Genomic DNA, 21,199 nt, shown 5'->3' with positions numbered 1-21,199 from the left:
AACGTGACTGCACAGTCCCGCCGCCCGGAGCGGCGAACATCACACGTCCGGCGGCATCCCTCACGGCGGAGCCGTGGATCCGCGAGGCGTCAGGACCGGGGTCGGTACCGGGTGGGAGCCCGATCCCTCACCGGTGATGACACCGAACAACGTGCGCGCCACCTCCGCCCCGAACCCGTGCACATCATGGCTCATCGCCGACAGCGTCGGATGCGTCAGCCGGCACAGCTGCGAGTCGTCCCACGCCAGCAGCGACACGTCGTCCGGCACCCGCAGCCCCATCTCCGCCGCCACCGACAGCCCCGCCACCGCCATGATGTCGTTGTCGTACACGATCGCCGTCGGCCTCTCCGCCGGCGCCGCCGTCAGCAGCGAGCGGGTCGCCCGCGCGCCCGCGTCCCCGGAGAAGTCCGTCGCCACCTGCCACGCCCGTGCCGCCGGCTCCAGCGCCCGCACCGCCTCGTCGAACGCGGTCGTGCGGATCGCGGTGTGCCCGAGCGCCGCCGCGCCGCCCACCCGGGCGATCCGCCGGTGCCCGAGCGCCGCCAGATACCGCACCGCCTCGGTCACGGCCGTGGCGTCGTCCGTCCACACGGAGGTCAGCCCGCCCGTCAGCGACGGGTGCCCGACGGCCACCACCGGCAGCCCGAGCCGCCCGGCCACCGCCGGGCGGGGGTCGTCGGCCCGGAAGTCCACCAGGATCGACCCGCCGATCTGCCGGCCCCGCCACCACGACTCCATCAGCCCGACCTCCTCGTCCGGGCTGCGCACCAGCCGCAGCAGCAGCGAGCAGGACCGTTCGACCAGGACGCTCTCCACCCCGGAGACGAACTCCATGTAGAACGGTTCCAGGCCGAGCAGCCGGGCGGGCCGGCACACCGCGAGACCCACCACGTCCACCCGCGAACCGGCCAGCGTGCGCGCGGTCGGACTCGGCGCCCACCCCAGTTCCCGCGCCGCCCGGAAGATCCGCTCGCGGGTCGCCTCCGACAGGCCGGGTTTCCGGTTGAAGGCGAGGGACACGGCCCCCTTGGACACACCGGCGCGCGCGGCGACGTCCTTGATGGTGACGCGGGGGGTCGGCGTTGCCGTCATCGAGTGGGCTCCACGCAGTACAGGGCGGAACGGGCGGTGTCCGGGTCCGGAGTCTTCCAGCCCCGCACCCCGATGGTCACCTCTTCTCCGGGCAGCAGGGTCACCAGCCCCCGGTCGGCCACCGCCTCCGGGTCCAGCCGGTCGGCCTGGAGCAGCAGGTCCCGCACGAGGGTGCGGGCCGTGACCGTGATCCCGCCCGGCGCGAGCGCCACCTCGAACTCGGGCCGCGGGTACGGGATCTCCCGGTCCGGCACCGGGAAGTGCGTGGCCCGCAGGTCACCCGCGTCGGCGACCAGGAACTCCTTCGGGCCGACCGGGACCAGAGCGGCCGGGACCTCGGTCACCGCCACCGTCCGCCCCCCGGCGGCCAGCGCCGGGACCGCCTCCCCGATCACCGTGCCGTCCACGGACATCCGGCGCAGCCGCAGCGTGCCCTGCCAGTCCTCGGCGGACTGGTTGACCGCCGCCACCGCCAGGCCCCCATCCTCCGCCCGCACGGTCAGCAGCCGGTCCGCGTACAGCCGCCGCAGCTCGTGGTAGAGCGGTTTCTCCCGCCCGTCCCCGTCGATCGCGGCCCACGAGGTCACCGGCCAGCAGTCGTTGAGCTGCCACACCACCGTGCCCGCGCACACCGGCCAGTGCGAGCGCCAGTGCTCGATCCCGGTGGCGATCGCACGCGTCTGGTTGACCTGCGTCAGATAGTGCCAGCGGTCGAAGTCCCCCTCCGGCACGGCGAAATGGCGGGCCAGCCCGCGCTCCAGCTTGCCGTTTCCGTCGTCCGCCTTCTGGTGGTGCAGCATGCCGGGGGAGTCCGGAGCGAGTTCCTCCCCGGGCAGCGTCCGCCGCAGCGTGGCGTACGCGGGCGGCGCCTGCCAGCCGAACTCGGCCACGAAACGCGGCACATGGCGGCGGTAGTCGGCGTAGTCGGCGCGGTTCCACACCTCCCAGGAGTGGTGGGTGCCGTGCGCCGGGTCGTTGGGGTGGCGCCGCCAGGAACCGGACCAGGGGCTGCCCGCCGTGTACGGCCGCGTGGGGTCCGACTCCGCGACGATCCTGGGCAGTACGCCCAGGTAGTAGCCCTCGCCCCAGGAGTCCCCGGCCAGCCCCGGCTCCCAGTCCCAGTCCCGGAACCCCCACAGGTTCTCGTTGTTGCCGTTCCACAGCACCAGCGAGGGGTGCGGCATCAGCCGTACGACGTTCTCCCGCGCCTCCGCCTCCACCTCCCCGCGCAGCGGCTGCTCCTCGGGGTAGGCCGCGCACGCGAACGGGAAGTCCTGCCAGACCAGCAGCCCCAGCTCGTCGCAGGCGTCGTAGAAGTCCTCGCTCTCGTAGATCCCGCCGCCCCAGACGCGGACCAGGTCCACGCCCGCGCCGGCCGCCTGCTCCAGCCGCCGCCGGTAGCGCTCACGGGTGATCCGGGACGGGAAGACGTCGTCCGGGATCCAGTTGACGCCCCGCGCGAACAGCCGCTCCCCGTTGACGACCAGGGTGAACCCGGTGCCGTGGGCGTCGGCCGAGGTGTCCAGCCCCACCGTCCGGAACCCGATCCGGCGCCTCCACGAGTCCAGCGCGTCCTCACCGTGCAGCAGTGTCAACTCGACGTCGTACAGCGGCTGTTCGCCGTAACCCTGGGGCCACCACAGCCGTACGTCCGGCACCCGCAGCCGTACGGTCCCCTCCGTCCCGTCGATCTCCGCGCGGGCGCGTACGCCGCCGACGCCCGCCTCCACGGCGAGCGGTGCCCCGCCCCGGGAACGCTCCACGTCGACCGCCAGATCGACCTGTCCCACGCCGTCCTCGACGGTCACCAGCGGGCGCACCCGGGCGATCCGTGCCGTCGACCAGTGTTCCAGCCGCACCGGCCGCCAGATCCCGGCCGTCACCAGCGTCGGCCCCCAGTCCCAGCCGAACGAGCAGGCCATCTTGCGCACGTACTGGTACGGCTCGGCGTACGCTCCCGGCCGCTCGCCCACTGCGCCGCGCACCGCCTCGGCCTCGGCGTAGGCGGACGCGAACCGCACGGTGAGCCGCCCGCTCAGCCCCGTCACGTCGAAGCGGTACGAGCGGTGCATGTTCCGCGTCCGGCCCAGCGTCCGGCCGTCGAGCAGGACCTCGGCGACGGTGTCGAGACCGTCGAAGACCAGGTCCGTCCGCTCGTGCGCGCCCGCCCCGGCGGTCAGTTCTGTCTCGTACGTCCACTCCCGCCGGCCCACCCACGCCACCTCGGTCTCGCTCTGGCCGAGGAACGGGTCGGGGATCAGCCCGGCCGCCAGCAGATCGGTGTGCACACACCCCGGCACCGAGGCGGGGAGCGCCTCCCCCGTGTCGTCCGGGTGTCGCAGGGTCCATCCCTCGGTGAGCGGTGTGACCTGACGCATGCACACTCCCTAAACCGGTCGAGCCATGTCTGGGCAACGTTTTGTCATCGTTGGCGCAATAGAGACTTTACCGGTTCAGTGAAGGGCTGTCAGAGTGCCGAACCAGCCAACCCACTCGTGCTCGTCCGCCCCGTGAACGGAGCTGATGCACATGTACCGCCGCACCGCACTTGCCGCATCGATCGCCCTCCTCGCCCTGCTGGCCTCCGCCTGCACGGGCACGGGGGGTTCCGCCGAGGGCGCGGACGCCAAGGCCCCCGACGACCCGTCGGCGGTCAAGGGCTCCATCACGGTCCTCACCCACCGGACCGACCTGGTGCAGGACGGCACGATGAAGAAGTACGCCGCCGAGTTCAACAAGACCTACCCCGGTGTGGAGGTCGAGTTCGACGGCCTCACCGACTACGAGGGCGAGGTCAAGATCCGTATGAACACGGAGAACTACGGCGACGTCCTCATGATCCCGGCGGTCATCGAGAAGAAGGACTACCCGAAGTTCTTCGCCTCCCTCGGCACCCGGGCCGAACGCGGCGCCACGTACCGCTTCACCGACTACTCCACCGTCGACGGCAAGGTCTACGGCCAGAGCCCCCTCGGGGTCGTCCCCGGCTTCCTCTACAACAAGAAGGTGTGGAGCGAGGCCGGCGTCACCGACTGGCCCACCACCCCGGCCGAGTTCCTCGACGACCTGAAGGCGATCAAGTCGAAGACGGACGCGGTGCCGTACTACACCAACTTCAAGGACATGTGGCCGCTGACCCAGTGGACCAACGTCAACGGCTCCGTCGGCTGCGACACGAACGCCACCACGAAGCTCGCCGAGGGCGACCCCTGGGCCGAGGGCGCCGACCTGCGCGTGGGCGACACCCTGCTCCACGACATCGTCAGCGGCGGACTCGCGGAGAAGGACCCGACCACCACCAACTGGGAGGGCTCCAAGCCCAAGCTGGCCAAGGGCGAGATCGCCACCATGTGGCTCGGCTCCTGGGCCGTCGTCCAGATGCGGGACGCCGCGAAGCAGGCCGGCGCCGACCCCGCCGACATCGGCTTCATGCCCTTCCCCGCGCAGCAGGACGGTGCCTTCTGCGCGGTGACCTCCCCGGACTACCAGCAGGCCGTCAACGTCCACTCCGACCACAAGGAGGCCGCCCGCGCCTGGATCGACTGGTTCACCGACGAGTCCGGCTACGCGGCGGCCAACCTCGCCCTGTCCCCGCTGAAGGACGCCCCGCTGCCCGACGTCCTCAAGCCGTACGAGGAGCAGGGCGTCAAGCTCATCGACCTCGACGACACCAAGGGCGCCGAGGTGAAGTCCATCGACAACCGGTCCGAGGTCGGCATCTACAAGCCCGACTACCGCCAGGAACTCGTCGACCTCGCCCGCGGCGCCCGCGAGGGCGGCCTCGACGACTTCCTCGGCGACCTCGGCGAACGGTGGGCCGAGGCACGGAACTCGCTGGGGTCCTGATGACGGACACCACCCGCAAGGCGGCGCGGCCGGACGTCCCGGCCGGGCCCGCAGGGCCGAAGCGGGCGGCGCCGGCCCCGCGCCGCGCCCGGCTGTCGCGCCGTCTCACCCCCTGGCTCTTCCTCATCGCCCCGCTGGCCCTGCTGCTGACCTTCACCTACGCGCCGATCGCCAACATGCTGGCGTACAGCTTCACCGACTGGGACGGCGTCAGCCCGGAGCTGAACTGGACCGGCACCGAGAACTACACCGAACTCCTCACCCGCTCCGAGCTGTTCGAGGTCTTCTTCGTCAGCGGCTACTACCTCGTCGCCTCCGTGGTGCAGATCGTCCTCGCCCTCTACTTCGCCACGGTCCTCAGCTTCGACGTCCGCTTCCGGAACTTCTTCAAGGGCGTGCTGTTCTTCCCGTACCTGATCAACGGGGTGGCGATCGGCTTCGTCTTCCTCTACTTCTTCCAGGACGGCGGCACCCTCGACTCCGTACTGAGCCTGCTCGGCGTCAGGACCGACCACGCCTGGCTGGGCACGCCGTTCTCCGCGAACACCTCACTCGCCGGCGTCTCCGTCTGGCGCCACCTGGGCCTGAACTTCGTCCTCTTCCTCGGCGCGATCCAGTCCATCCCGGGCGAGCTGTACGAGGCGGCCGAGATCGACGGCGCGAGCCGCTGGCAGCAGTTCCGGCACATCATCGCGCCCGGCATCAAGCCCATCCTGGGCCTCAGCGTGATCCTCTCGGTCTCCGGCTCGCTCTCGGTCTTCGAGATCCCGTACATCATGACCGGCGGCGCCACCGGCACCGAGACGTTCGTGATCCAGACCGTGAAGCTGGCCTTCCAGTTCAACAAGACGGGCCTCGCCTCGGCCGCCGCCGTCGTCCTGCTGCTGATCGTCCTGGCGGTCACCTGGGTGCAGCGGCGCGTCGTCCCCGACGAAAAGGTGGATCTGGTATGACCCGCCGCACCGTGGCCCGCACCCTCGTGTACGTGTCCCTGGCCCTCGCCACGCTCGTCGTGCTGCTGCCGCTCACCGTGGTCTTCCTGACCTCGCTGAAGTCCTCGGAGGAGATGGCGGGCGGCAGCGGGGCGCTCGCCCTGCCCGACGACCCGCTGAATTTCGACAACTACGTGACGGCGTTCCGGGACGGCCAGATGCTGTCCGCGTTCGGCAACACGGCGATCATCCTCGTCGTCGCCGTCGGCGGCACGATCCTCATCGGCTCGATGACGGCGTACGCGATCGACCGCTTCCACTTCCGCTTCAGGAAACTGGTCGTCGCCCTGTTCCTGCTCGCCGCGCTGGTGCCCGGGGTGACCACCCAGGTGGCGACCTTCCAGATCGTCAACGGCTTCGGCATGTTCGACAGCCTGTGGGCGCCGATCGCGCTCTACATGGGCACGGACATCGTGTCGATCTACATCTTCCTGCAGTTCATCCGCTCCATCCCCGTCTCCCTGGACGAGGCGGCCCGTCTGGACGGCGCGGGCGCCTTCGCGATCTACCGCAAGGTGATCCTCCCGCTGCTCAAACCGGCGATCGCGACGGTGGTGATCGTGAAGGGGATCAACGTCTACAACGACTTCTACATCCCCTTCCTCTACCTGCCCTCCGAGGACCTCGGCGTGATCTCGACGTCCCTGTTCCGCTTCAAGGGCCCCTTCGGCGCCCACTGGGAAACCATCTCGGCAGGCGCGGTCCTGGTCATCCTCCCCACCCTGCTGGTCTTCCTCTTCCTCCAGCGCTTCATCTACAACGGCTTCATGAGGGGGGCGACGAAATGAGGGGCCGCCGAAGTGGGGGTGCCCGGAAGGAAGCGCCCACGTGAGCGCCCCATAGGGGCGCGGGGCTGAGTCGATGTGCGGCTCCGCCGCGTGGGCGCGACCAGCCACGACGCACCCGCACCCGCCGTACGACGAAACCCGCCGTACGGCGACTAGGCGCCCCCCGCCGAAGCCAGCGCGGCGACCAGCACAGGCGTGACCTGCTCGACCTGCCACACCCGAGCCCCGTGTCCCGTCAGTGCCGAGGCGACCGCCTCGGCACTGACGACCTTCGGCGGCTCCCAGCAGACCCTGCGCACCGTGTCCGGCGTGATCAGGTTCTCCGGCGGCATGTTCAGCCGCTCGGCCAGCGCGCTGACCCCCGCCCGCGCCGCGGACAGCCGTGCCGCCGCCGCCGGGTCCTTGTCGGCCCACGCGCGCGGCGGCGGGGGGCCGGTCACCGGCTGGCCGGGCTGGGGCAGTTGCGCCTCGCTCAGTGCCTTCGCCCGGTCGACGGCCGCCTGCCACTGCTCGAGCTGGCGCCGTCCCACGCGCTGCCCGAACCCGTTGAGCGCGGCGAGGGCGTGGAGGTTGGCCGGGAGGGCGAGCGCGGCTTCCACGATCGCCGCGTCCGAGAGCACCTTGCCGGGGGAGACGTCCCGGCGCTGCGCGATCCGGTCGCGGGTCTGCCACAGCTCCCGTACGACGGCCATCTGCCGGCGCCGGCGCACCTTGTGCATGCCGGAGGTGCGCCGCCAGGGGTCCTTGCGGGGCTCCGGCGGCGGTGCCGAGGCGATCGCGTCGAACTCCTGCCGGGCCCAGTCCAGCTTGCCCTGCCGGTCCAGCTCCTTCTCCAGCGCGTCGCGCAGGTCGACCAGGAGCTCGACGTCGAGGGCGGCGTAGCGCAGCCAGGGCTCGGGCAGCGGGCGGGTGGACCAGTCGACGGCGGAGTGGCCCTTCTCCAGGACGAAGCCGAGCACGTTCTCGACCATCGCGCCGAGCCCGACGCGGGGGAACCCGGCGAGGCGTCCGGCCAGCTCGGTGTCGAAGAGACGGGTGGGCACCATGCCTATCTCGCGGAGGCAGGGCAGGTCCTGGGTGGCGGCGTGCAGCACCCACTCGACGCCGGACAGCGCCTCGCCGAGCCCGGACAGGTCGGGGCAGGCGACGGGGTCGATCAGCGCGGTCCCGGCGCCCTCGCGGCGCAGCTGGACGAGGTAGGCGCGCTGGCCGTAGCGGTAGCCGGAGGCGCGCTCGGCGTCCACGGCGACGGGGCCGCTGCCCGCGGCGAAGGCGGCGACCACCTCGGCGAGGGCAGCCTCGTCCGCGATCACGGGCGGAATGCCCTCGCGGGGTTCGAGCAAGGGGATCGGCGCCTCCGTAGCAGAAGATCCGCCGTCGTCCGGAGGGGCGCCTCCGGTGGTGCGCAGTGAACGGTCTGCTGCGGTGTCGTGGGCGTCGGTCACCTGTCAAGGGTATCCGTGCCGTGAAGGCGCCCGTCGACGGTTGTGTTCCGTGACGGGCGCCGGTGGGTCGTATTCCGGTCAGGAGGGTGAGCGATCGTGTGCGTGAGCCCGTGGGCGGGGCGGAACGGGACGGGTGGGAGCGGTCAGTGGATGATGCCGGTGCGCAGGGCCACCGCCACCATGCCGGCGCGGTCGCCCGTGCCGAGCTTGCGGGCGATGCGGGCGAGGTGGCTCTTGACGGTCAGCGCCGACAGGCCCATGGAGACGCCGATCGCCTTGTTGGACTGGCCCTCCGCCACCAGTCGCAGCACCTCGACCTCGCGGCCGGACAGTTCCCGGTAGCCGCCCGGGTGGCTCGGGGCACCCGGGGGGCGGCGGTGCAGACGGGCGGCGGCGGCGCCGATGGGGGCGGCACCGGGGCGGGTGGGGAGCCCGAGGTTGGTGCGGGTGCCGGTGACGACGTACCCCTTCACTCCGCCGGCCAGCGCGTTGCGTACGGCGCCGATGTCGTCGGCGGCGGAGAGGGCGAGGCCGTTGGGCCAGCCGGCCGCGCGGGTCTCGGAAAGGAGGGTGAGGCCGGAACCATCCGGCAGATGGACTTCGGCGACGCAGATGTCGCGGGGGTTGCCGATGCGGGGACGAGCCTCCGCGACGGACGAGGCCTCGATGACATCGCGTACACCGAGCGCCCACAGATGGCGGGTGACGGTGGAACGGACGCGTGGGTCGGCCACGACCACCATGGCGGTCGGCTTGTTCGGGCGGTAGGCGACCAGGCTTGCGGGCTGCTCGAGGAGAACGGACACCAGGCCTCCTGGGTGCGGGACGGGCCGGCTCGTGGGGGGTGCAGTGGGGACGAACCGTGCTTTCAAGGTCACAGTCGTCTTCGGCAATAAACCTGATGTCCTTTAACGAATGATCACGAAGTGATGAGTAACAATCCGAGCAATTCGGACGCACGAGCGATCATTCGAAGACCGAACGGTTTCGATCCGCGTCGCAACGCTTCCGAAAGTGGCCGTGTCGACAAAGAGACGGGCGAGAGTGATCGCCGGGAGCCCCGCGCGGGAGGCTCAGCGCGACTGCGGCCCCCTCCGCTGCGGCAGCGTCACCACGGACGCGTCCCCGGCGGCGGCCGGCGGCAGCCCCGCGACCTGAGCCAGCAGATCGGACCACGCCGCCAGATGGGCGGCCGTGTCCGGGGCCCCGCCCAGTCCCTCCCGGGGCGTCCAGGACGCCCGGATCTCGATCTGCGAGGCGGCGGGCCGCGCGGACAGCCCGCCGAAGTAGTGGGAACTCGCCCGCGTCACCGTGCCGCTCGGCTCGCCGTACGTCAGCCCGCGCGCCGCCAGCGCGCCGGTCAGCCAGGACCAGCACACGTCCGGCAGCAGCGGGTCCGCCGCCATCTCCGGTTCCAGCTCCGCGCGCACCAGCGTCACCAGACGGAAGGTGCCCCGCCAGGCGTCGTGCCCGGCCGGGTCGTGCAGCAGCACCAGCCGCCCGTCGGCCAGGTCCTCCTCGCCGTCGACGACCGCCGCCTCCAGCGCGTACGCGTACGGGGCGAGCCGCTTCGGGGCGGGCGCGGGATCCACCTCGATCTGCGGCCGCAGCCGCGCGCCGCGCAGCGCCTCGACGGCGGCCCGGAAGGGCAGCGGGGGCGCACCCCCCGCACCCCCCGCACCCCCGGCACCTCCCGCACCCCCCTGACCGGAGTCCCCTCCGGTCTCCTTCCGTTCGTCCATTCCGCCAGCGCCGTCCGACAGTCGTCCCTGAGCCGCAGCCATGCGGGGAAGATTAAGCGGAACGGGCCCCCGGCGCAGGGAGGGACACCCGCGCCGCCCGGCGGTGTCCGGATCCCGCCCCGTGAGCCCTGGGGTCCGGGCGCGCCGGAGGGTCGTGCGAGACTTGCCGGTGTGAGTGCCAACGCAAGCCCGACGGGCCAGACGCCGACCGCGACCCCCGATCCCGTCAGGAACGACGCAGTCCAGGAATCCGCCTTCCTCAAGGCGTGCCGGCGCGAGCCCGTGCCGCACACGCCGGTGTGGTTCATGCGGCAGGCCGGGCGCTCACTGCCGGAGTACCGCAAGGTCCGCGAGGGCATCGGGATGCTCGACTCCTGCATGCGCCCCGACCTGGTCACCGAGATCACCCTCCAGCCGGTGCGCCGCCACCAGGTGGACGCGGCGATCTACTTCAGCGACATCGTCGTCCCGCTCAAGGCCATCGGCATCGACCTCGACATCAAGCCAGGCATCGGCCCGGTCGTCGAGCAGCCGGTGCGCACCCGCGCCGACCTCGCCCGGCTGCGCGACCTCGCCCCCGAGGACGTCTCCTACGTCACCGAGGCGATCGGCATGCTGACCCGCGAGCTCGGGCCCACCCCGCTCATCGGCTTCGCGGGCGCCCCGTTCACCCTCGCGAGCTACCTCGTCGAGGGCGGCCCGTCCCGTACGTACGAGAACGCCAAGGCGATGATGTACGGCGACCCGGAGCTCTGGGCCGACCTGCTCGACCGCCTCGCCGACATCACGGCCGCGTTCCTGAAGGTGCAGATCGCCGCCGGCGCGTCCGCCGTCCAGCTCTTCGACTCCTGGGCCGGCGCGCTCGCCCCCGCCGACTACCGGCGCTCGGTGCTGCCCGCCTCGGCGAAGGTGTTCGACGCGGTGGCCGGCCACGGCGTCCCGCGCATCCACTTCGGCGTCGGCACCGGCGAGCTGCTGGGGCTCATGGGCGAGGCCGGCGCGGACGTCGTCGGCGTCGACTGGCGCGTCCCGATGGACGAGGCCGTCCGCCGCGTCGGCCCCGGCAAGGCGCTCCAGGGCAACCTGGACCCGACCGTGCTGTTCGCCGGCCGGGAGGCCGTCGAGACGAAGGCGCGGGAGGTCCTGGAGGCGGCCGCCGGGCTGGAGGGCCACATCTTCAACCTCGGCCACGGCGTCATGCCGTCCACCGACCCGGACGCCCTGACCCGTCTCGTGGAGTACGTCCACACGCGGACCGCGCGCTGACCCACCGCGTGCGCGCCGCACGCGCGTCGGAACCCGGGGGCGGGGTACTGGGCACACGTCGCCCGCCACGTTCGCTCCCGGGTACGGGCAGGTGGAGGCCGCATGAGGCTCGAGATGTTCGACCCCGCCCCGATCGGTGTGGTCGTCACCCAGGGGCCGGAACACCGGCTCGCGTACATGAACGCCGTCTACCGTGACACCTTCGGCGACCGTCCGCTGGGCCGGACGGTCCGCGACGCCTTTCCCGACCTCGCGCAGTCCGGCTACTTCGACATCTTCGACAGGGTCTTCGCCACGGGCACGGCCGAGGTGCTCACCGCCGTACCCGTCGACCTGGCCTACCCCGGCTCGGCGGGCAGCACGACCCGCTACTTCTCGTTCAGCATGTCCCGCGCCACGATGAGCGACGGCCGGCACGGGGTGCTCGGCGTCATCGTGGAGGTCACCGAGCAGGTGACCAGCGAGGAACGGATCCGTGTCCTGTCCGAGGAGCGTCGCCGCGCGCTGCAGCGCTACCGGAGTCTGGTGAACGCCGGATCCCAGATGGTGTGGGTGACCGGCCCCAAGGGCGGGGTGACCGAGCCGAGCCCCGGCTGGCAGCGGGTGACCGGGCAGAGCTGGGAGGAGTTCCGCGGCGACGGATGGATCGACGCCGTCCACCCCGACGACCGCGCCGCCGCCGTCGAGTCGTGGCAGCGGGCGCTGGAGGAGCAGACGCCCCGCTGGACCCACACCTACCGGCTGCGACTGGCCACGGGGGGTTACCGGCACTTCGCCGTCGACGCCGCACCGGTGCGCGACGGGGACACGGTGATCGAGTGGACGGGCACCTGCACGGACGTCGAACAGCAGTGGCAGGAGAACCGGCGTGAGGAACTGCTGGCGCGGGCCACCACCGCCACGGCCGGCGTCGTGCGGCTGGAGGAGATGCTCGCCGCCCTCGCCGGTGTGATCGTGCCCGACATCGCCGACACCTGCACCATCCACCTGCTGCCGCACGCCCTGCACCGCCCGTCGGGCACCCCGCTCACCGCCGAACGGGTCGCCGCCGTCACCCGCCCGGGGCTGCCGGACCCGCCCCCGCACCACGAGGAGCACCTGCGGCCCGGTAGCCCGCTCGCCCGCGTCGCCGACCGGCGCAGCCCGCTGCACGCCGTCTTCCCGCCCGGTGAGCCCCCGCCCGGCCTCGCCCCGCCCGGCGGCGAGCCCTGGCTGGCCCGGGACGCCAACAGTGTCGTCCTGCTCCCCGTCGTCGTCGACGGCACCACCGCCGCCCTGGTCACCGTGTCCGTCAGCGGAGACCGCCCGCCCCTCGGCCGGACCGAGATCGGCCTGCTGCGGACCCTCCTGGAACGGGCCCACACCCCCCTCAGCAACGCCCTGGAGTACCAGCGCACCCGGCAGGTGGCGCTGGCCCTCCAGCGCAGCCTGCTCACCGATCCGCCGGACGTGCCCGGCCTCGGCATCGCCGTCCGCTACCGGCCCAGCACCGCGGCCGCCGAGGTCGGCGGCGACTGGTACGACTCGTTCGTGCTGCGCGACGGCGCCACCGTCCTCACCATCGGCGACGTCTCCGGCCACGACCTGCCCGCCGCCGTCACCATGAGCCAGTTGCGCAACATGCTCCGCGGACTCACCCTGGACCGCCAGGAACCGACCGGCACGATCCTGCGCCGGCTGGACGTCGCCGTGCAGACCCTGTACCTGGAGTGCACCGCCACCTGCGTCCTGGCCCGCGTCGAACGCCCGGCCCCCGGCCGTTTCCAGCTCAACTACTCCGTGGCGGGACACCCTCCGCCCCTGCTGGTCGAGGCGGACGGCACCGCGCGCTTCCTGACCGGGGCCCGGTCCCCGATGCTCGGACTCGATCCACAGCCCGAGTACGCCAGCGCCGTACAGCCGCTGCTGCCCGGCTCGACCCTGCTGCTGTACACCGACGGGCTGGTGGAGCGCCGGGAGGAGGACCTCACCGTCGGCCTGGAACGGCTGCGGCTGCACGCCTCGGCCGCCGTCGGACACCCGCTGGAGGCCTTCTGCGACGCGCTGCTCGCCGACCAGCTCACCGTGGACAACGACGACGACGTGGCCATGCTGGCCCTGCGCCTGCCCGTGGCCCCCGCCGACGACCACGGGACGGCCGGCCGGTAGGGCCGGACTACCAGTCCGGCCGCGCCCGCCGCCCGAAGAGGATGCCGCGCGGCTCCGGCGGTGGGGGAGTGCCGGGCTTGAGCGGCCAGGCGAGCAGCATGCCGGCCACGAAGCCGACGACGTGCGCCACGTACGCCACCGTCCCGGCGTCGGTGACGCCCCGGCCCGACGAGTACACCGCCTGGAGCACGAACCACAGGCCCAGCACGATCCAGGCGGGCAGCCGCAGCGGCAGGAAGATCAGGAACGGTACGAGCACCCACACGCGCGCCTTCGGATACAGCACCAGGTAGGCGCCCAGCACCCCGGCGATGGCCCCGGAGGCGCCGATCAGGGGCTCGCCCGAGTCGGCGTTCAGCAGGGCGAAACCGTACGAGGCCGCGTAACCGCAGACGGCGTAGAAGAGCAGGAAGCGGATGTGGCCCATGCGGTCCTCGACGTTGTTGCCGAAGATCCACAGGAAGAGCATGTTGCCCAGCAGGTGCAGCCAGCCGCCGTGCAGGAACATCGCCGTCAGGATGCTCAGCTCCGGTGACTTGTCGTAGCCCGGCGCACCGATCACGCATCCCGGGCCCTGCGGGCCCACCCCGGTGTCGCCCGTGGGCACCAGGTCCGGCATCCGGTGGTGGATCAGCTCCCGCGGCACCACCGCGTAGCGGTCCAGGAACGCCTGGAGACGGCACAGGTCGGCCAGACCGCTCCCGCCGGTCAGCGAACCGACGACACCCGGCGTGAGGGCGACGAAGACGACGATGTTGGCGGCGAGCAGCGCGTACGTCACCCAGGGGGTGCGCCGCGCGGGGTTCACGTCATGGACGGGGATGACCACATCCCCCTTGTGCCCGGGTGACGGGCGGTGAATCCGCGACGCCGCTGAACGCCGCCGTCCGGTCGTGCGTATGACTCGTCGACCGTCCGCGGCCCGGGGAAGGGGCCGCGGGGCCGACGTGAGGAAACTGGCGATGAACGACCGAGTGGCTCCCGCGATGCACGCGCTGCCCGACGGCGAGGCCGAGCTCACGCTCGTGGTGCGCCTTCCGTGGGAGGACGTCGCCCGGCTGGGGCAGGAGGCGGGGCGGCTCGCCTCGCAGATGCGGCGGCCGGTGACGCTGGAGGAGGCGGTGAGTCATCGGTTGCGTTCCGCGAAGGCCGCTGCGCATGCGAGGCCGGCGGGGGAGCCGGCGCCTGCGGCGCCGACCGCCGCCGGCGCCGCAGGCGCGTCGGTGGCCTCGCTGCCGTCACGCCCGCCCGCGGAGCAGGCGCGGCAGGCGATCGAGAGGATCAATGGGACGGCGTGAGGGTTTTTCGGGTCGCGCCGTAGGGGTTCGGTCGCGTTGCGGGGTGCCGGTCCGTTGTGGCTGGTCGAGCCCACGCGGCGGAGCCGCACATCGACTCAGCCCCGCGCCCCTTTCAGGGGCGCTGAACCTGCCCCTCTTTACATGGTCGCCCGGATTTTCGCCGCCGCCTTGCGGGCCGCCACCAGGATCGGGTCCCAGACCGGGGAGAACGGTGGGGCGTAGCCCAGGTCCAGGGCCGTCATCCGGTCGACCGTCATGCCGGCGGTGAGGGCCACCGCCGCGATGTCCACGCGTTTGCCCGCGCCCTCGTGGCCGACGATCTGGACGCCCAGGAGGCGGCCGGTGCGCAGTTCGGCGAGCATCTTCACCGTCATGGGGGAGGCGTCCGGGTAGTAGCCCGCGCGGCTGGTCGACTCGATGGTGACCGCCTCGAAGCGCAGGCCCACGCGGTGGGCGTCCTTCTCCCGCAGTCCGGTGCGCGCGATCTCCAGGTCGCACACCTTGCTGACCGCCGTACCGACCACGCCGGGGAAGGTGGCGTAGCCGCCGCCGGCGTTCGCGCCGATGACCTGGCCGTGCTTGTTGGCGTGCGTGCCCAGCGGGATGTACCGCTGCTGTCCGGAGACCAGGTCGAGGACCTCCACGCAGTCGCCGCCGGCCCAGACGTTCTCGTGCCCGCGCACCCGCATCGACCGGTCGGTGAGCAGCCCGCCGTGTTCCCCCAGGGAAAGCCCGGCGGTCCGTGCCAGGGCGGTCTCCGGGCGTACCCCGATGCCGAGCACGACGACGTCCGCCGGGTACTCGGCGTCCTCGGTGGCGACCGCGCGCACCCGGCCGTCGTCCCCGGTGAGCAGCTTGGTGACCTCGGCGTCGTTCACCATGGTGATGCCCATGCCCTCCATGGCCTCGCGCACCAGGCGCCCCATGTCGGGGTCGAGGGTCGCCATGGGCTCCTCGCCGCGGTTGACGACCGTCACCTCGTAGCCGCGTTTGATCATCGCCTCGGCCATCTCCACGCCGATGTAACCCGCCCCGACGACCACCGCGCGGCGCCCGCGCGTGCGGGACAGGGTGTCCAGGAGGGCCTGTCCGTCGTCCAGGGTCTGCACGCCGTGCACCCCGGGGGCGTCCATGCCGGGCAGCTCCGGGCGGACCGGCCGCGCACCGGTCGCGATCACCAGTTTGTCGTACGACGTCCAGGACTCGGCGCCGGAATCGACGTCCCGCGCGCGGACCCGCCCCCGGTCGAGGTCGATCTCCGTGACCTCGGTGCGCAGCCGCAGATCGATGTCCCGCGCGCGGTGCTCCTCGGCGGTGCGCGCGATCAGCCGGTCCCGGTCGGGGACGTCACCGCTCACCCAGTAGGGGATGCCGCACGCCGAGAAGGAGGTGAAGTGGCCGCGTTCGAACGCCACGATCTCCAGCTCGTCCGGACCCCTCAGCCGGCGGGCCTGTGACGCCGCGGACATCCCCGCGGCGTCACCGCCGATCACCACCAGGCGTTCCCTCGTACCGCGCGCATCGCTCATGTTCATGCGAACACGCTACGGGGGGAGGGGATTTCAGTCCCGTTCGAGGGCCTCTCAGTCCTTCCCGTCCCCGTCCGGTGCCTGCCGGGGCGCCGGGGAGGGCGCGGGAGACGACACCGGACGGGCCGCCGGCAGCGGGCCGAAGGCGCTCGGCACGGGCGCCGGCTCCGGCCGCCGCGGCAGCCGGGGGCGTACGGCCTTCCGCCACAGCAGGACCAGCAGCACCGCCAGCGCCGCGAACGGCAGCACCGCGCCGATCGCCACCGCCAGCCAGCGCAGCATCGTCACGAACGCGTCCCAGCCGCCCGCGAGGGCGTCCGTGAACCCCGGATCGTCGTCCTTCGGCGTCTCCTCCACCGGCGTCTCGGACAGGGACAGGGTGATGGTGGCCAGGCCCGTACGGTCCTTCAGGGACGCCTGCTGGGCGAGCAGGGCCTCCAGGTCGGCCTGGCGGCTGCTCAGCTCGCCCTCCAGGGTGACCACGTCGCTGAGCTTGTCGGCCCGGTCCATCAGTTCGCGGATACGGGCCACGCTGGCCCGCTGGGTCGTGATGCGGCTCTCCACGTCGACGACCTGGTCGGTGACGTCCTGCGCCTTCGCGCTGCGTTCGAGGAGCTTGCCCGTGCCCTCCAGGTCGGCGAGGACCTCGTCGTACGTCCCGACGGGCACGCGCAGCACCACGCGCGTGTGCTCGTGGCCCTCCTCGTCCCGGTCGGTGGTCTCGTCGCCGATGTAGCCGCCCGCGGTCTCGGTCGTCGTCCGGGCCTCGGCCAGCGCCTTCGGGACGTCCTCGACCCGCACGGTCAGGGAGGCGGTGCGGATGACGTGGTTCGCGGTGACCTTCGGCGCCGCGGTCGCCTTCGCGCCGTCCGCCGCGCCGCCGCCGGCACCCTGCTTCGCGTCCTCCTGCGCGGCCTGCCCCTCCGCCGGCGCGGCGGCGGCCTCGTCGGCGACCCCGGACGCGCCGGAGTCGTCCGTGCTGCCGCTGCACCCGCTGACGGCGACGGCCGCCGCCAGCAGGACCCCGGCCAGGGCGTGGGCGGGTCGCAGGGATCGTCGTGTACGCATCTGGGGCTCCCCCGGTGTCGTGATGACTGACGCTCCTTCGACGCGGCAGGGGTGCGGAACGTTGGCGCCGGACGGTCCCGATGCGGTCACGGTAGGGACTCGGCAGGGCCACATGGCCCTGGCGGGGGCGCCGGTGGTGTTTGAGAGGGTGGAGCCATGAGCGGATCACATACGGGCTCCGGGCGGCACATCGTCGTCGTCGGAGCCGGAATCGCCGGGCTGGCCGCCGCCCACCGGCTGCGGGAGCACGGGGCGCGGGTCACCGTGCTGGAGGCCTCGGACCGGGTCGGCGGCAAACTGCTGCCGGGGGAGATCGCGGGCGTGCGCGTCGACCTCGGCGCCGAGTCGCTGCTGGCCCGCCGTCCCGAGGCGGTGGGTCTCGCCCGCGCGGTGGGCCTCGCCGACCGGCTCCAGCCGCCGGCCACCGCCACCGCCTCGCTGTGGACCCGGGGCGCCCTGCGCCCCATGCCGAAGGGCCACGTCATGGGCGTGCCCGGCACCGCCGAAGCCCTCGCCGGCGTCCTCTCCGACGAGGGGCTGGCCCGGATCGGGCGCGACGCCGACCTGCCCCGCACCGAGGTCGGCGACGACGTGGCCGTCGGTGAGTACGTGGCGGCGCGCGTCGGCCGCGAGGTCGTCGACCGCCTGGTGGAGCCCCTGCTCGGCGGGGTGTACGCGGGCGACGCGTACCGCATCTCGATGCGCTCGGCGGTCCCGCAGCTCTTCGAGGCCGCCCGCACCCACACCTCCCTCACCGAGGCGGTCCGCGGGATCCAGGCGAAGTCCGCCGCCTCGGCGGGGACCGGCCCCGTCTTCATGGGCGTCGCGGGCGGCGTGGGCACCCTCCCGCTCGCGGTCGCCGACGCGCTGCGGGCGGACGGCGTGGAGATCCTCACCGGCACGCCGGTCACGGAGCTGCGCCGGGAACCGGAGGACGGCTGGCGGATCGTCGCCGGGGACCGGGCGCTGCACGCCGACGGGGTCGTCGTCGCCGCCCCCGCCCCGGCCGCCGCCGGCCTGCTGCGCGCCGAGGCGCCCGGCGCCGCCGCCGAGCTCGCCGGCGTCGAGTACGCCTCCATGGCGCTGATCACCCTCGCCTACCGCCGCGCGGAGACCGCCCTGCCCGAGGGCAGCGGGTTCCTGGTGCCGCCGGTCGACGGCCGCACCGTCAAGGCGTCCACCTTCGCCTCCGCCAAATGGGGCTGGATCGCCGAGGAGAACCCGGACCTGGTCGTCCTGCGCACCTCCGTGGGCCGCCACGGCGAGACGGAGATCCTCGACCGCGACGACGCCGACCTGGTGGAGGTCTCCCGGCACGACCTGAAGGCCGCCGTCGGCCTGGACGCCGCCCCGGTCGCCGCCCGCGTCACCCGCTGGCAGGACGGCCTGCCCCAGTACCCCGTCGGCCACCACGCGCGCGTGGCCCGCGTCCGCGAACACCTCGCCGGGCTCGCCGGGCTCGCCGTGTGCGGCGCGGCCTACGACGGCGTCGGCGTCCCCGCGTGCATCGCCAGCGCGTACGCCGCCGCCGACCAGATCCACGGTGACCTGCACGGTGTGCAGCAGCTCACCGCCCACCCGGTGCAGAGCCTCCACGGCGGAGCGGGAGAATGAGGAACATGAGTGACGACGCCACCACCCCCGCCCCCGACCGGATCCCGAACAAGGGCAAGCTGGCCAAGGACCTCAACGAGGTCATCCGCTACACCCTCTGGTCCGTCTTCAAGCTGAAGGACGTCCTGCCGGAGGACCGCGCCGGGTACGCCGACGAGGTCCAGGAGCTGTTCGACCAGCTCGCCGCCAAGGACGTCACGATCCGCGGCACCTACGACGTGTCGGGCCTGCGCGCGGACGCCGACCTCATGATCTGGTGGCACGCCGAGACCGCCGACCAGCTCCAGGAGGCGTACAACCTCTTCCGCCGCACGAAGCTGGGCCGCGCCCTCGAGCCGGTCTGGTCGAACATGGCGCTGCACCGCCCCGCCGAGTTCAACCGGTCGCACATCCCGGCGTTCCTCGCCGACGAGACGCCCCGCGACTACGTGAGCGTCTACCCCTTCGTGCGCTCCTACGACTGGTACCTGCTGGACGACGAGGACCGCCGCCGCATGCTCGCCGACCACGGCAAGATGGCCCGCGGCTACCCCGACGTGCGCGCCAACACGGTCGCCTCGTTCTCGCTCGGCGACTACGAGTGGATCCTCGCCTTCGAGGCCGACGAACTGCACCGCATCGTGGACCTCATGCGCCACCTGCGCGGCTCGGAGGCCCGCAGGCACGTCCGCGAGGAGGTCCCGTTCTTCACGGGCCGCCGCAAGGACGTCGCGGAACTGGTCGCGGGCCTGGCCTGATCAGACGGCGGGCCGGTCCTTCCCGGCCCGATCGCTCGCCGGCTCGGGTTCGGGGTGCGGTGCGCAGGAGGCGCGCCGCCCCGGGTCCCGGCCGTCCAGCAGATACGCCTCCAGGTGGCCGTGCACGCAGGCGTTGGTCCCGCCCACGAGGCCGTGACTGCCGGCGTCCCGCTCGGTCACCAGCGCCGACCCCGCCAGCCGCCGGTGCAGCTCCAGGGCCCCGTCGTACGGGGTGGCCGCGTCCCGCTCCGCCGCCAGGACCAGCGTCGGCGGCAGCGCACCGCTGCCCGCGCGCACGTCCAGCGGCCGCTGCCGGGGCGCCCGCCAGTAGGCGCACGGCAGGTTGGTCCACACATTGCCCCAGGTCTCGAAGGGCGCCCGGCGGGCGAGCCGGGTGTTGTCCCGGTCCCACACCGCCCAGTCCGTGGGCCAGGGCGCGTCGTTGCACTCCACGGCGAGGTACACCGCCCGCGCGTTCTCCGCCTCCGCCGCCGCCTCCGGATACTCCTGGGCCTGCTCCACCAGCGGCGCCGGATCGCCCTTCAGGTACGCCGACAGCGCGTGCGCCCGGTGCGGCCAGTGGTCGTCGTAGTAACCGGCCTTCAGGAACGCCGCCTGCAACTGCCCGGGCCCGACCTTCCCGCCCGCCGGCTCCTTCGCCAGCCGCGCACGGGCCCTGTCGTAACCGTCCTGCACCTCGTGCGCCGTGTCCCCCAGCCCGTACACGTCGTCGTGCCGGGCGGCCCAGGCCTTGAAGTCCGCCCAGCGGTCCTCGAACGCCGCCGACTGGTCGAGGTTGTTGCGGTACCAGACCCGCTCCGGGTCCGGGTTCACCGCCGAGTCGAACACCATCCGCCGTACGTGCGAGGGGAACAGCGTGGCGTACAGCGCCCCGAGGTACGTGCCGTACGACGACCCCAGGAACGTCAGCCGGTTCTCGCCGAGCGCGGCGCGCAGGACGTCCAGGTCACGGGCATTGTTGAGCGAGTTGTAGTACCGCAGGGAGTCGCCGTTCCGCTCGGCGCACCCCCGCGCGTACGCCTTGGCCCGCGCGACGCGCTTCCGCTTGTACGCCGCCGTGGGGTGGACGGGCGCCTCCGAGGGGCCCTCGAAGAACGTCCCCGGGTCCGTGCAGGACAGCGGGGCCGAACGGCCCACCCCGCGCGGGGCGTAGCCGACGAGGTCGTACGCCGCCGCGAGGCGCTTCCACTCGGGCAGCGCGCCCATCATCGGGAAGTACATGCCGCCGGCGCCCGGCCCGCCCGGGTTGTGGACCAGGGAGCCCTGCCGGCGCACCTTGCGCTTGCTGTTGCCGGGGTCCTTCCCGGTGGCCCGGGCGCGGCTGACGGTGAGTTCGATCTGCTTCCCGTCGGGGCGGGCGTAGTCGAGCGGGACGCGGACCGTGCCGCACTGGACGGTGCCGGGGAGCTCCTGCCCGGCGGGGCACGGACCGAAGCCGATGCCCTCGGCCGCGGCCCGCGCGGCGGCCGTCGCGGTGCCGCGCGACTCGGCGGTGAGGGGTTCCGCGCCGGCCGGGGCGGCGGCCAGGGTGGTGAGCAGCAAGGACCCGGCGGCCACATGGACGGCGACGGCGGTTCTCATCGACGAACGATCCCTTCGAGGCACAACAA

The 21,199-nt window shown here is 72.9% G+C and carries 17 protein-coding genes; 8 read left to right on the top strand and 9 right to left on the bottom strand.

The genetic code is table 11. The annotated features are described in order from the left end of the window. Window positions 1–60 precede the first annotated feature (60 nt). Window positions 61–1,095, bottom strand: coding sequence for a LacI family DNA-binding transcriptional regulator (locus tag ACF1DX_RS10595; protein ID WP_391790810.1), 1,035 nt, complete (start codon window positions 1,093–1,095; stop codon window positions 61–63). Continuing rightward, window positions 1,092–3,473, bottom strand: coding sequence for a glycoside hydrolase family 2 protein (locus tag ACF1DX_RS10590; RefSeq protein ID WP_391790809.1), 2,382 nt, complete (start codon window positions 3,471–3,473; stop codon window positions 1,092–1,094). The genes ACF1DX_RS10595 and ACF1DX_RS10590 overlap by 4 nt, the downstream gene beginning before the upstream one ends. Window positions 3,474–3,624: 151 nt before the next feature. On the opposite strand from ACF1DX_RS10590, the gene ACF1DX_RS10585 reads away from it, so the two are divergent. Genes ACF1DX_RS10585 through ACF1DX_RS10575 form a run of 3 tightly spaced genes read left to right on the top strand, consistent with a single transcriptional unit; the run spans window position 3,625 to window position 6,721 of the window. Continuing rightward, window positions 3,625–4,941 carry an ABC transporter substrate-binding protein gene (locus ACF1DX_RS10585; protein ID WP_391790808.1) on the top strand — a complete coding sequence of 439 codons (1,317 nt, stop codon included), beginning with the start codon at window positions 3,625–3,627 and terminating at the stop codon, window positions 4,939–4,941. Next, window positions 4,941–5,894 carry a carbohydrate ABC transporter permease gene (locus ACF1DX_RS10580; protein ID WP_391790807.1) on the top strand — a complete coding sequence of 318 codons (954 nt, stop codon included), beginning with the start codon at window positions 4,941–4,943 and terminating at the stop codon, window positions 5,892–5,894. Before ACF1DX_RS10585 ends, ACF1DX_RS10580 begins: the two co-directional genes overlap by 1 nt. Then, window positions 5,891–6,721, top strand: coding sequence for a carbohydrate ABC transporter permease (locus ACF1DX_RS10575; protein ID WP_391790806.1), 831 nt, complete (start codon window positions 5,891–5,893; stop codon window positions 6,719–6,721). Before ACF1DX_RS10580 ends, ACF1DX_RS10575 begins: the two co-directional genes overlap by 4 nt. Window positions 6,722–6,873: 152 nt before the next feature. Here the strand turns inward: ACF1DX_RS10575 and ACF1DX_RS10570 are convergent, their stop codons facing one another. The 3 genes from ACF1DX_RS10570 to ACF1DX_RS10560 form a co-directional block, all read right to left on the bottom strand. Continuing rightward, window positions 6,874–8,166, bottom strand: a complete 1,293-nt coding sequence (locus tag ACF1DX_RS10570; protein ID WP_391790805.1) for a ribonuclease D — start codon at window positions 8,164–8,166, stop codon at window positions 6,874–6,876. Window positions 8,167–8,309: 143 nt separating this feature from the next. Further along, the gene (locus tag ACF1DX_RS10565) at window positions 8,310–8,972 is read right to left on the bottom strand and encodes a response regulator transcription factor (protein WP_004923664.1); all 663 of its coding nucleotides are present in this window, start codon (window positions 8,970–8,972) and stop codon (window positions 8,310–8,312) included. A gap of 267 nt (window positions 8,973–9,239) precedes the next feature. Beyond that, a complete protein-coding gene (locus ACF1DX_RS10560) occupies window positions 9,240–9,950 on the bottom strand; it encodes a DUF3000 domain-containing protein (protein WP_391790804.1) in 711 nt (236 codons plus the stop codon). A 129-nt stretch (window positions 9,951–10,079) separates the two neighbouring features. Between ACF1DX_RS10560 and hemE the strand changes: the two genes are divergently transcribed. Together hemE and ACF1DX_RS10550 are read left to right on the top strand one after the other, a co-directional pair. Further along, window positions 10,080–11,174: a uroporphyrinogen decarboxylase gene (gene hemE / locus ACF1DX_RS10555; protein ID WP_391790803.1), complete on the top strand. Its 1,095-nt coding sequence runs from the start codon at window positions 10,080–10,082 to the stop codon at window positions 11,172–11,174. Between the two features lie 102 nt (window positions 11,175–11,276). Next, window positions 11,277–13,322: a SpoIIE family protein phosphatase gene (locus ACF1DX_RS10550; protein ID WP_391790802.1), complete on the top strand. Its 2,046-nt coding sequence runs from the start codon at window positions 11,277–11,279 to the stop codon at window positions 13,320–13,322. Window positions 13,323–13,329: 7 nt separating this feature from the next. Here ACF1DX_RS10550 and ACF1DX_RS10545 read toward each other — a convergent pair whose 3' ends face one another. After that, complete coding sequence (locus tag ACF1DX_RS10545; protein WP_391790801.1) at window positions 13,330–14,151, bottom strand: rhomboid family intramembrane serine protease; 822 nt, start codon at window positions 14,149–14,151, stop codon at window positions 13,330–13,332. Between the two features lie 133 nt (window positions 14,152–14,284). Between ACF1DX_RS10545 and ACF1DX_RS10540 the strand changes: the two genes are divergently transcribed. After that, entirely contained in the window at window positions 14,285–14,620 is a 336-nt protein-coding gene (locus ACF1DX_RS10540; protein ID WP_391790800.1) for a hypothetical protein, read from the top strand. A 137-nt stretch (window positions 14,621–14,757) separates the two neighbouring features. On the opposite strand, the gene ACF1DX_RS10535 is transcribed toward ACF1DX_RS10540, so the two are convergent. Beyond that, window positions 14,758–16,155, bottom strand: a complete 1,398-nt coding sequence (locus tag ACF1DX_RS10535) for an FAD-dependent oxidoreductase (RefSeq protein WP_391790799.1) — start codon at window positions 16,153–16,155, stop codon at window positions 14,758–14,760. A gap of 48 nt (window positions 16,156–16,203) precedes the next feature. Further along, window positions 16,204–17,217, bottom strand: coding sequence for a DUF4349 domain-containing protein (locus tag ACF1DX_RS10530; protein ID WP_391790798.1), 1,014 nt, complete (start codon window positions 17,215–17,217; stop codon window positions 16,204–16,206). A gap of 156 nt (window positions 17,218–17,373) precedes the next feature. Here ACF1DX_RS10530 and hemG point away from each other — a divergent pair, with 156 nt between their 5' ends. Together hemG and hemQ are read left to right on the top strand one after the other, a co-directional pair. After that, window positions 17,374–18,831 (top strand): protoporphyrinogen oxidase, encoded by a 1,458-nt coding sequence (hemG, locus tag ACF1DX_RS10525; protein WP_391790797.1) that lies wholly within the window; start codon window positions 17,374–17,376, stop codon window positions 18,829–18,831. Between the two features lie 5 nt (window positions 18,832–18,836). Then, window positions 18,837–19,568 carry a hydrogen peroxide-dependent heme synthase gene (gene hemQ, locus ACF1DX_RS10520; protein WP_391790796.1) on the top strand — a complete coding sequence of 244 codons (732 nt, stop codon included), beginning with the start codon at window positions 18,837–18,839 and terminating at the stop codon, window positions 19,566–19,568. On the opposite strand, the gene ACF1DX_RS10515 is transcribed toward hemQ, so the two are convergent. Continuing rightward, a complete protein-coding gene (locus ACF1DX_RS10515) occupies window positions 19,569–21,170 on the bottom strand; it encodes an alpha/beta hydrolase (RefSeq protein ID WP_391790795.1) in 1,602 nt (533 codons plus the stop codon). It abuts the gene before it with no gap. Window positions 21,171–21,199 lie beyond the last annotated feature (29 nt).

The sequence above is a fragment of the Streptomyces sp. NPDC014676 genome (assembly GCF_043084105.1).
Taxonomy (GTDB): Bacteria; Actinomycetota; Actinomycetes; order Streptomycetales; family Streptomycetaceae; genus Streptomyces.
Note: the sequence above shows the minus strand (reverse complement) of the source record. Positions and strands in the feature narration are given on the sequence as shown.

Coding starts and splice junctions, on each gene's coding strand:
- ACF1DX_RS10595 (WP_391790810.1), bottom strand. CDS start 1,095: ATGACGGCAACGCCGACCCCCCGCGTCACCATCAAGGACGTCGCCGCG.
- ACF1DX_RS10590 (WP_391790809.1), bottom strand. CDS start 3,473: ATGCGTCAGGTCACACCGCTCACCGAGGGATGGACCCTGCGACACCCG.
- ACF1DX_RS10585 (WP_391790808.1), top strand. CDS start 3,625: ATGTACCGCCGCACCGCACTTGCCGCATCGATCGCCCTCCTCGCCCTG.
- ACF1DX_RS10580 (WP_391790807.1), top strand. CDS start 4,941: ATGACGGACACCACCCGCAAGGCGGCGCGGCCGGACGTCCCGGCCGGG.
- ACF1DX_RS10575 (WP_391790806.1), top strand. CDS start 5,891: ATGACCCGCCGCACCGTGGCCCGCACCCTCGTGTACGTGTCCCTGGCC.
- ACF1DX_RS10560 (WP_391790804.1), bottom strand. CDS start 9,950: ATGGCTGCGGCTCAGGGACGACTGTCGGACGGCGCTGGCGGAATGGAC.
- ACF1DX_RS10550 (WP_391790802.1), top strand. CDS start 11,277: ATGAGGCTCGAGATGTTCGACCCCGCCCCGATCGGTGTGGTCGTCACC.
- ACF1DX_RS10540 (WP_391790800.1), top strand. CDS start 14,285: ATGAACGACCGAGTGGCTCCCGCGATGCACGCGCTGCCCGACGGCGAG.
- ACF1DX_RS10535 (WP_391790799.1), bottom strand. CDS start 16,155: ATGAACATGAGCGATGCGCGCGGTACGAGGGAACGCCTGGTGGTGATC.
- ACF1DX_RS10530 (WP_391790798.1), bottom strand. CDS start 17,217: ATGCGTACACGACGATCCCTGCGACCCGCCCACGCCCTGGCCGGGGTC.
- hemG (WP_391790797.1), top strand. CDS start 17,374: ATGAGCGGATCACATACGGGCTCCGGGCGGCACATCGTCGTCGTCGGA.
- hemQ (WP_391790796.1), top strand. CDS start 18,837: ATGAGTGACGACGCCACCACCCCCGCCCCCGACCGGATCCCGAACAAG.
- ACF1DX_RS10515 (WP_391790795.1), bottom strand. CDS start 21,170: ATGAGAACCGCCGTCGCCGTCCATGTGGCCGCCGGGTCCTTGCTGCTC.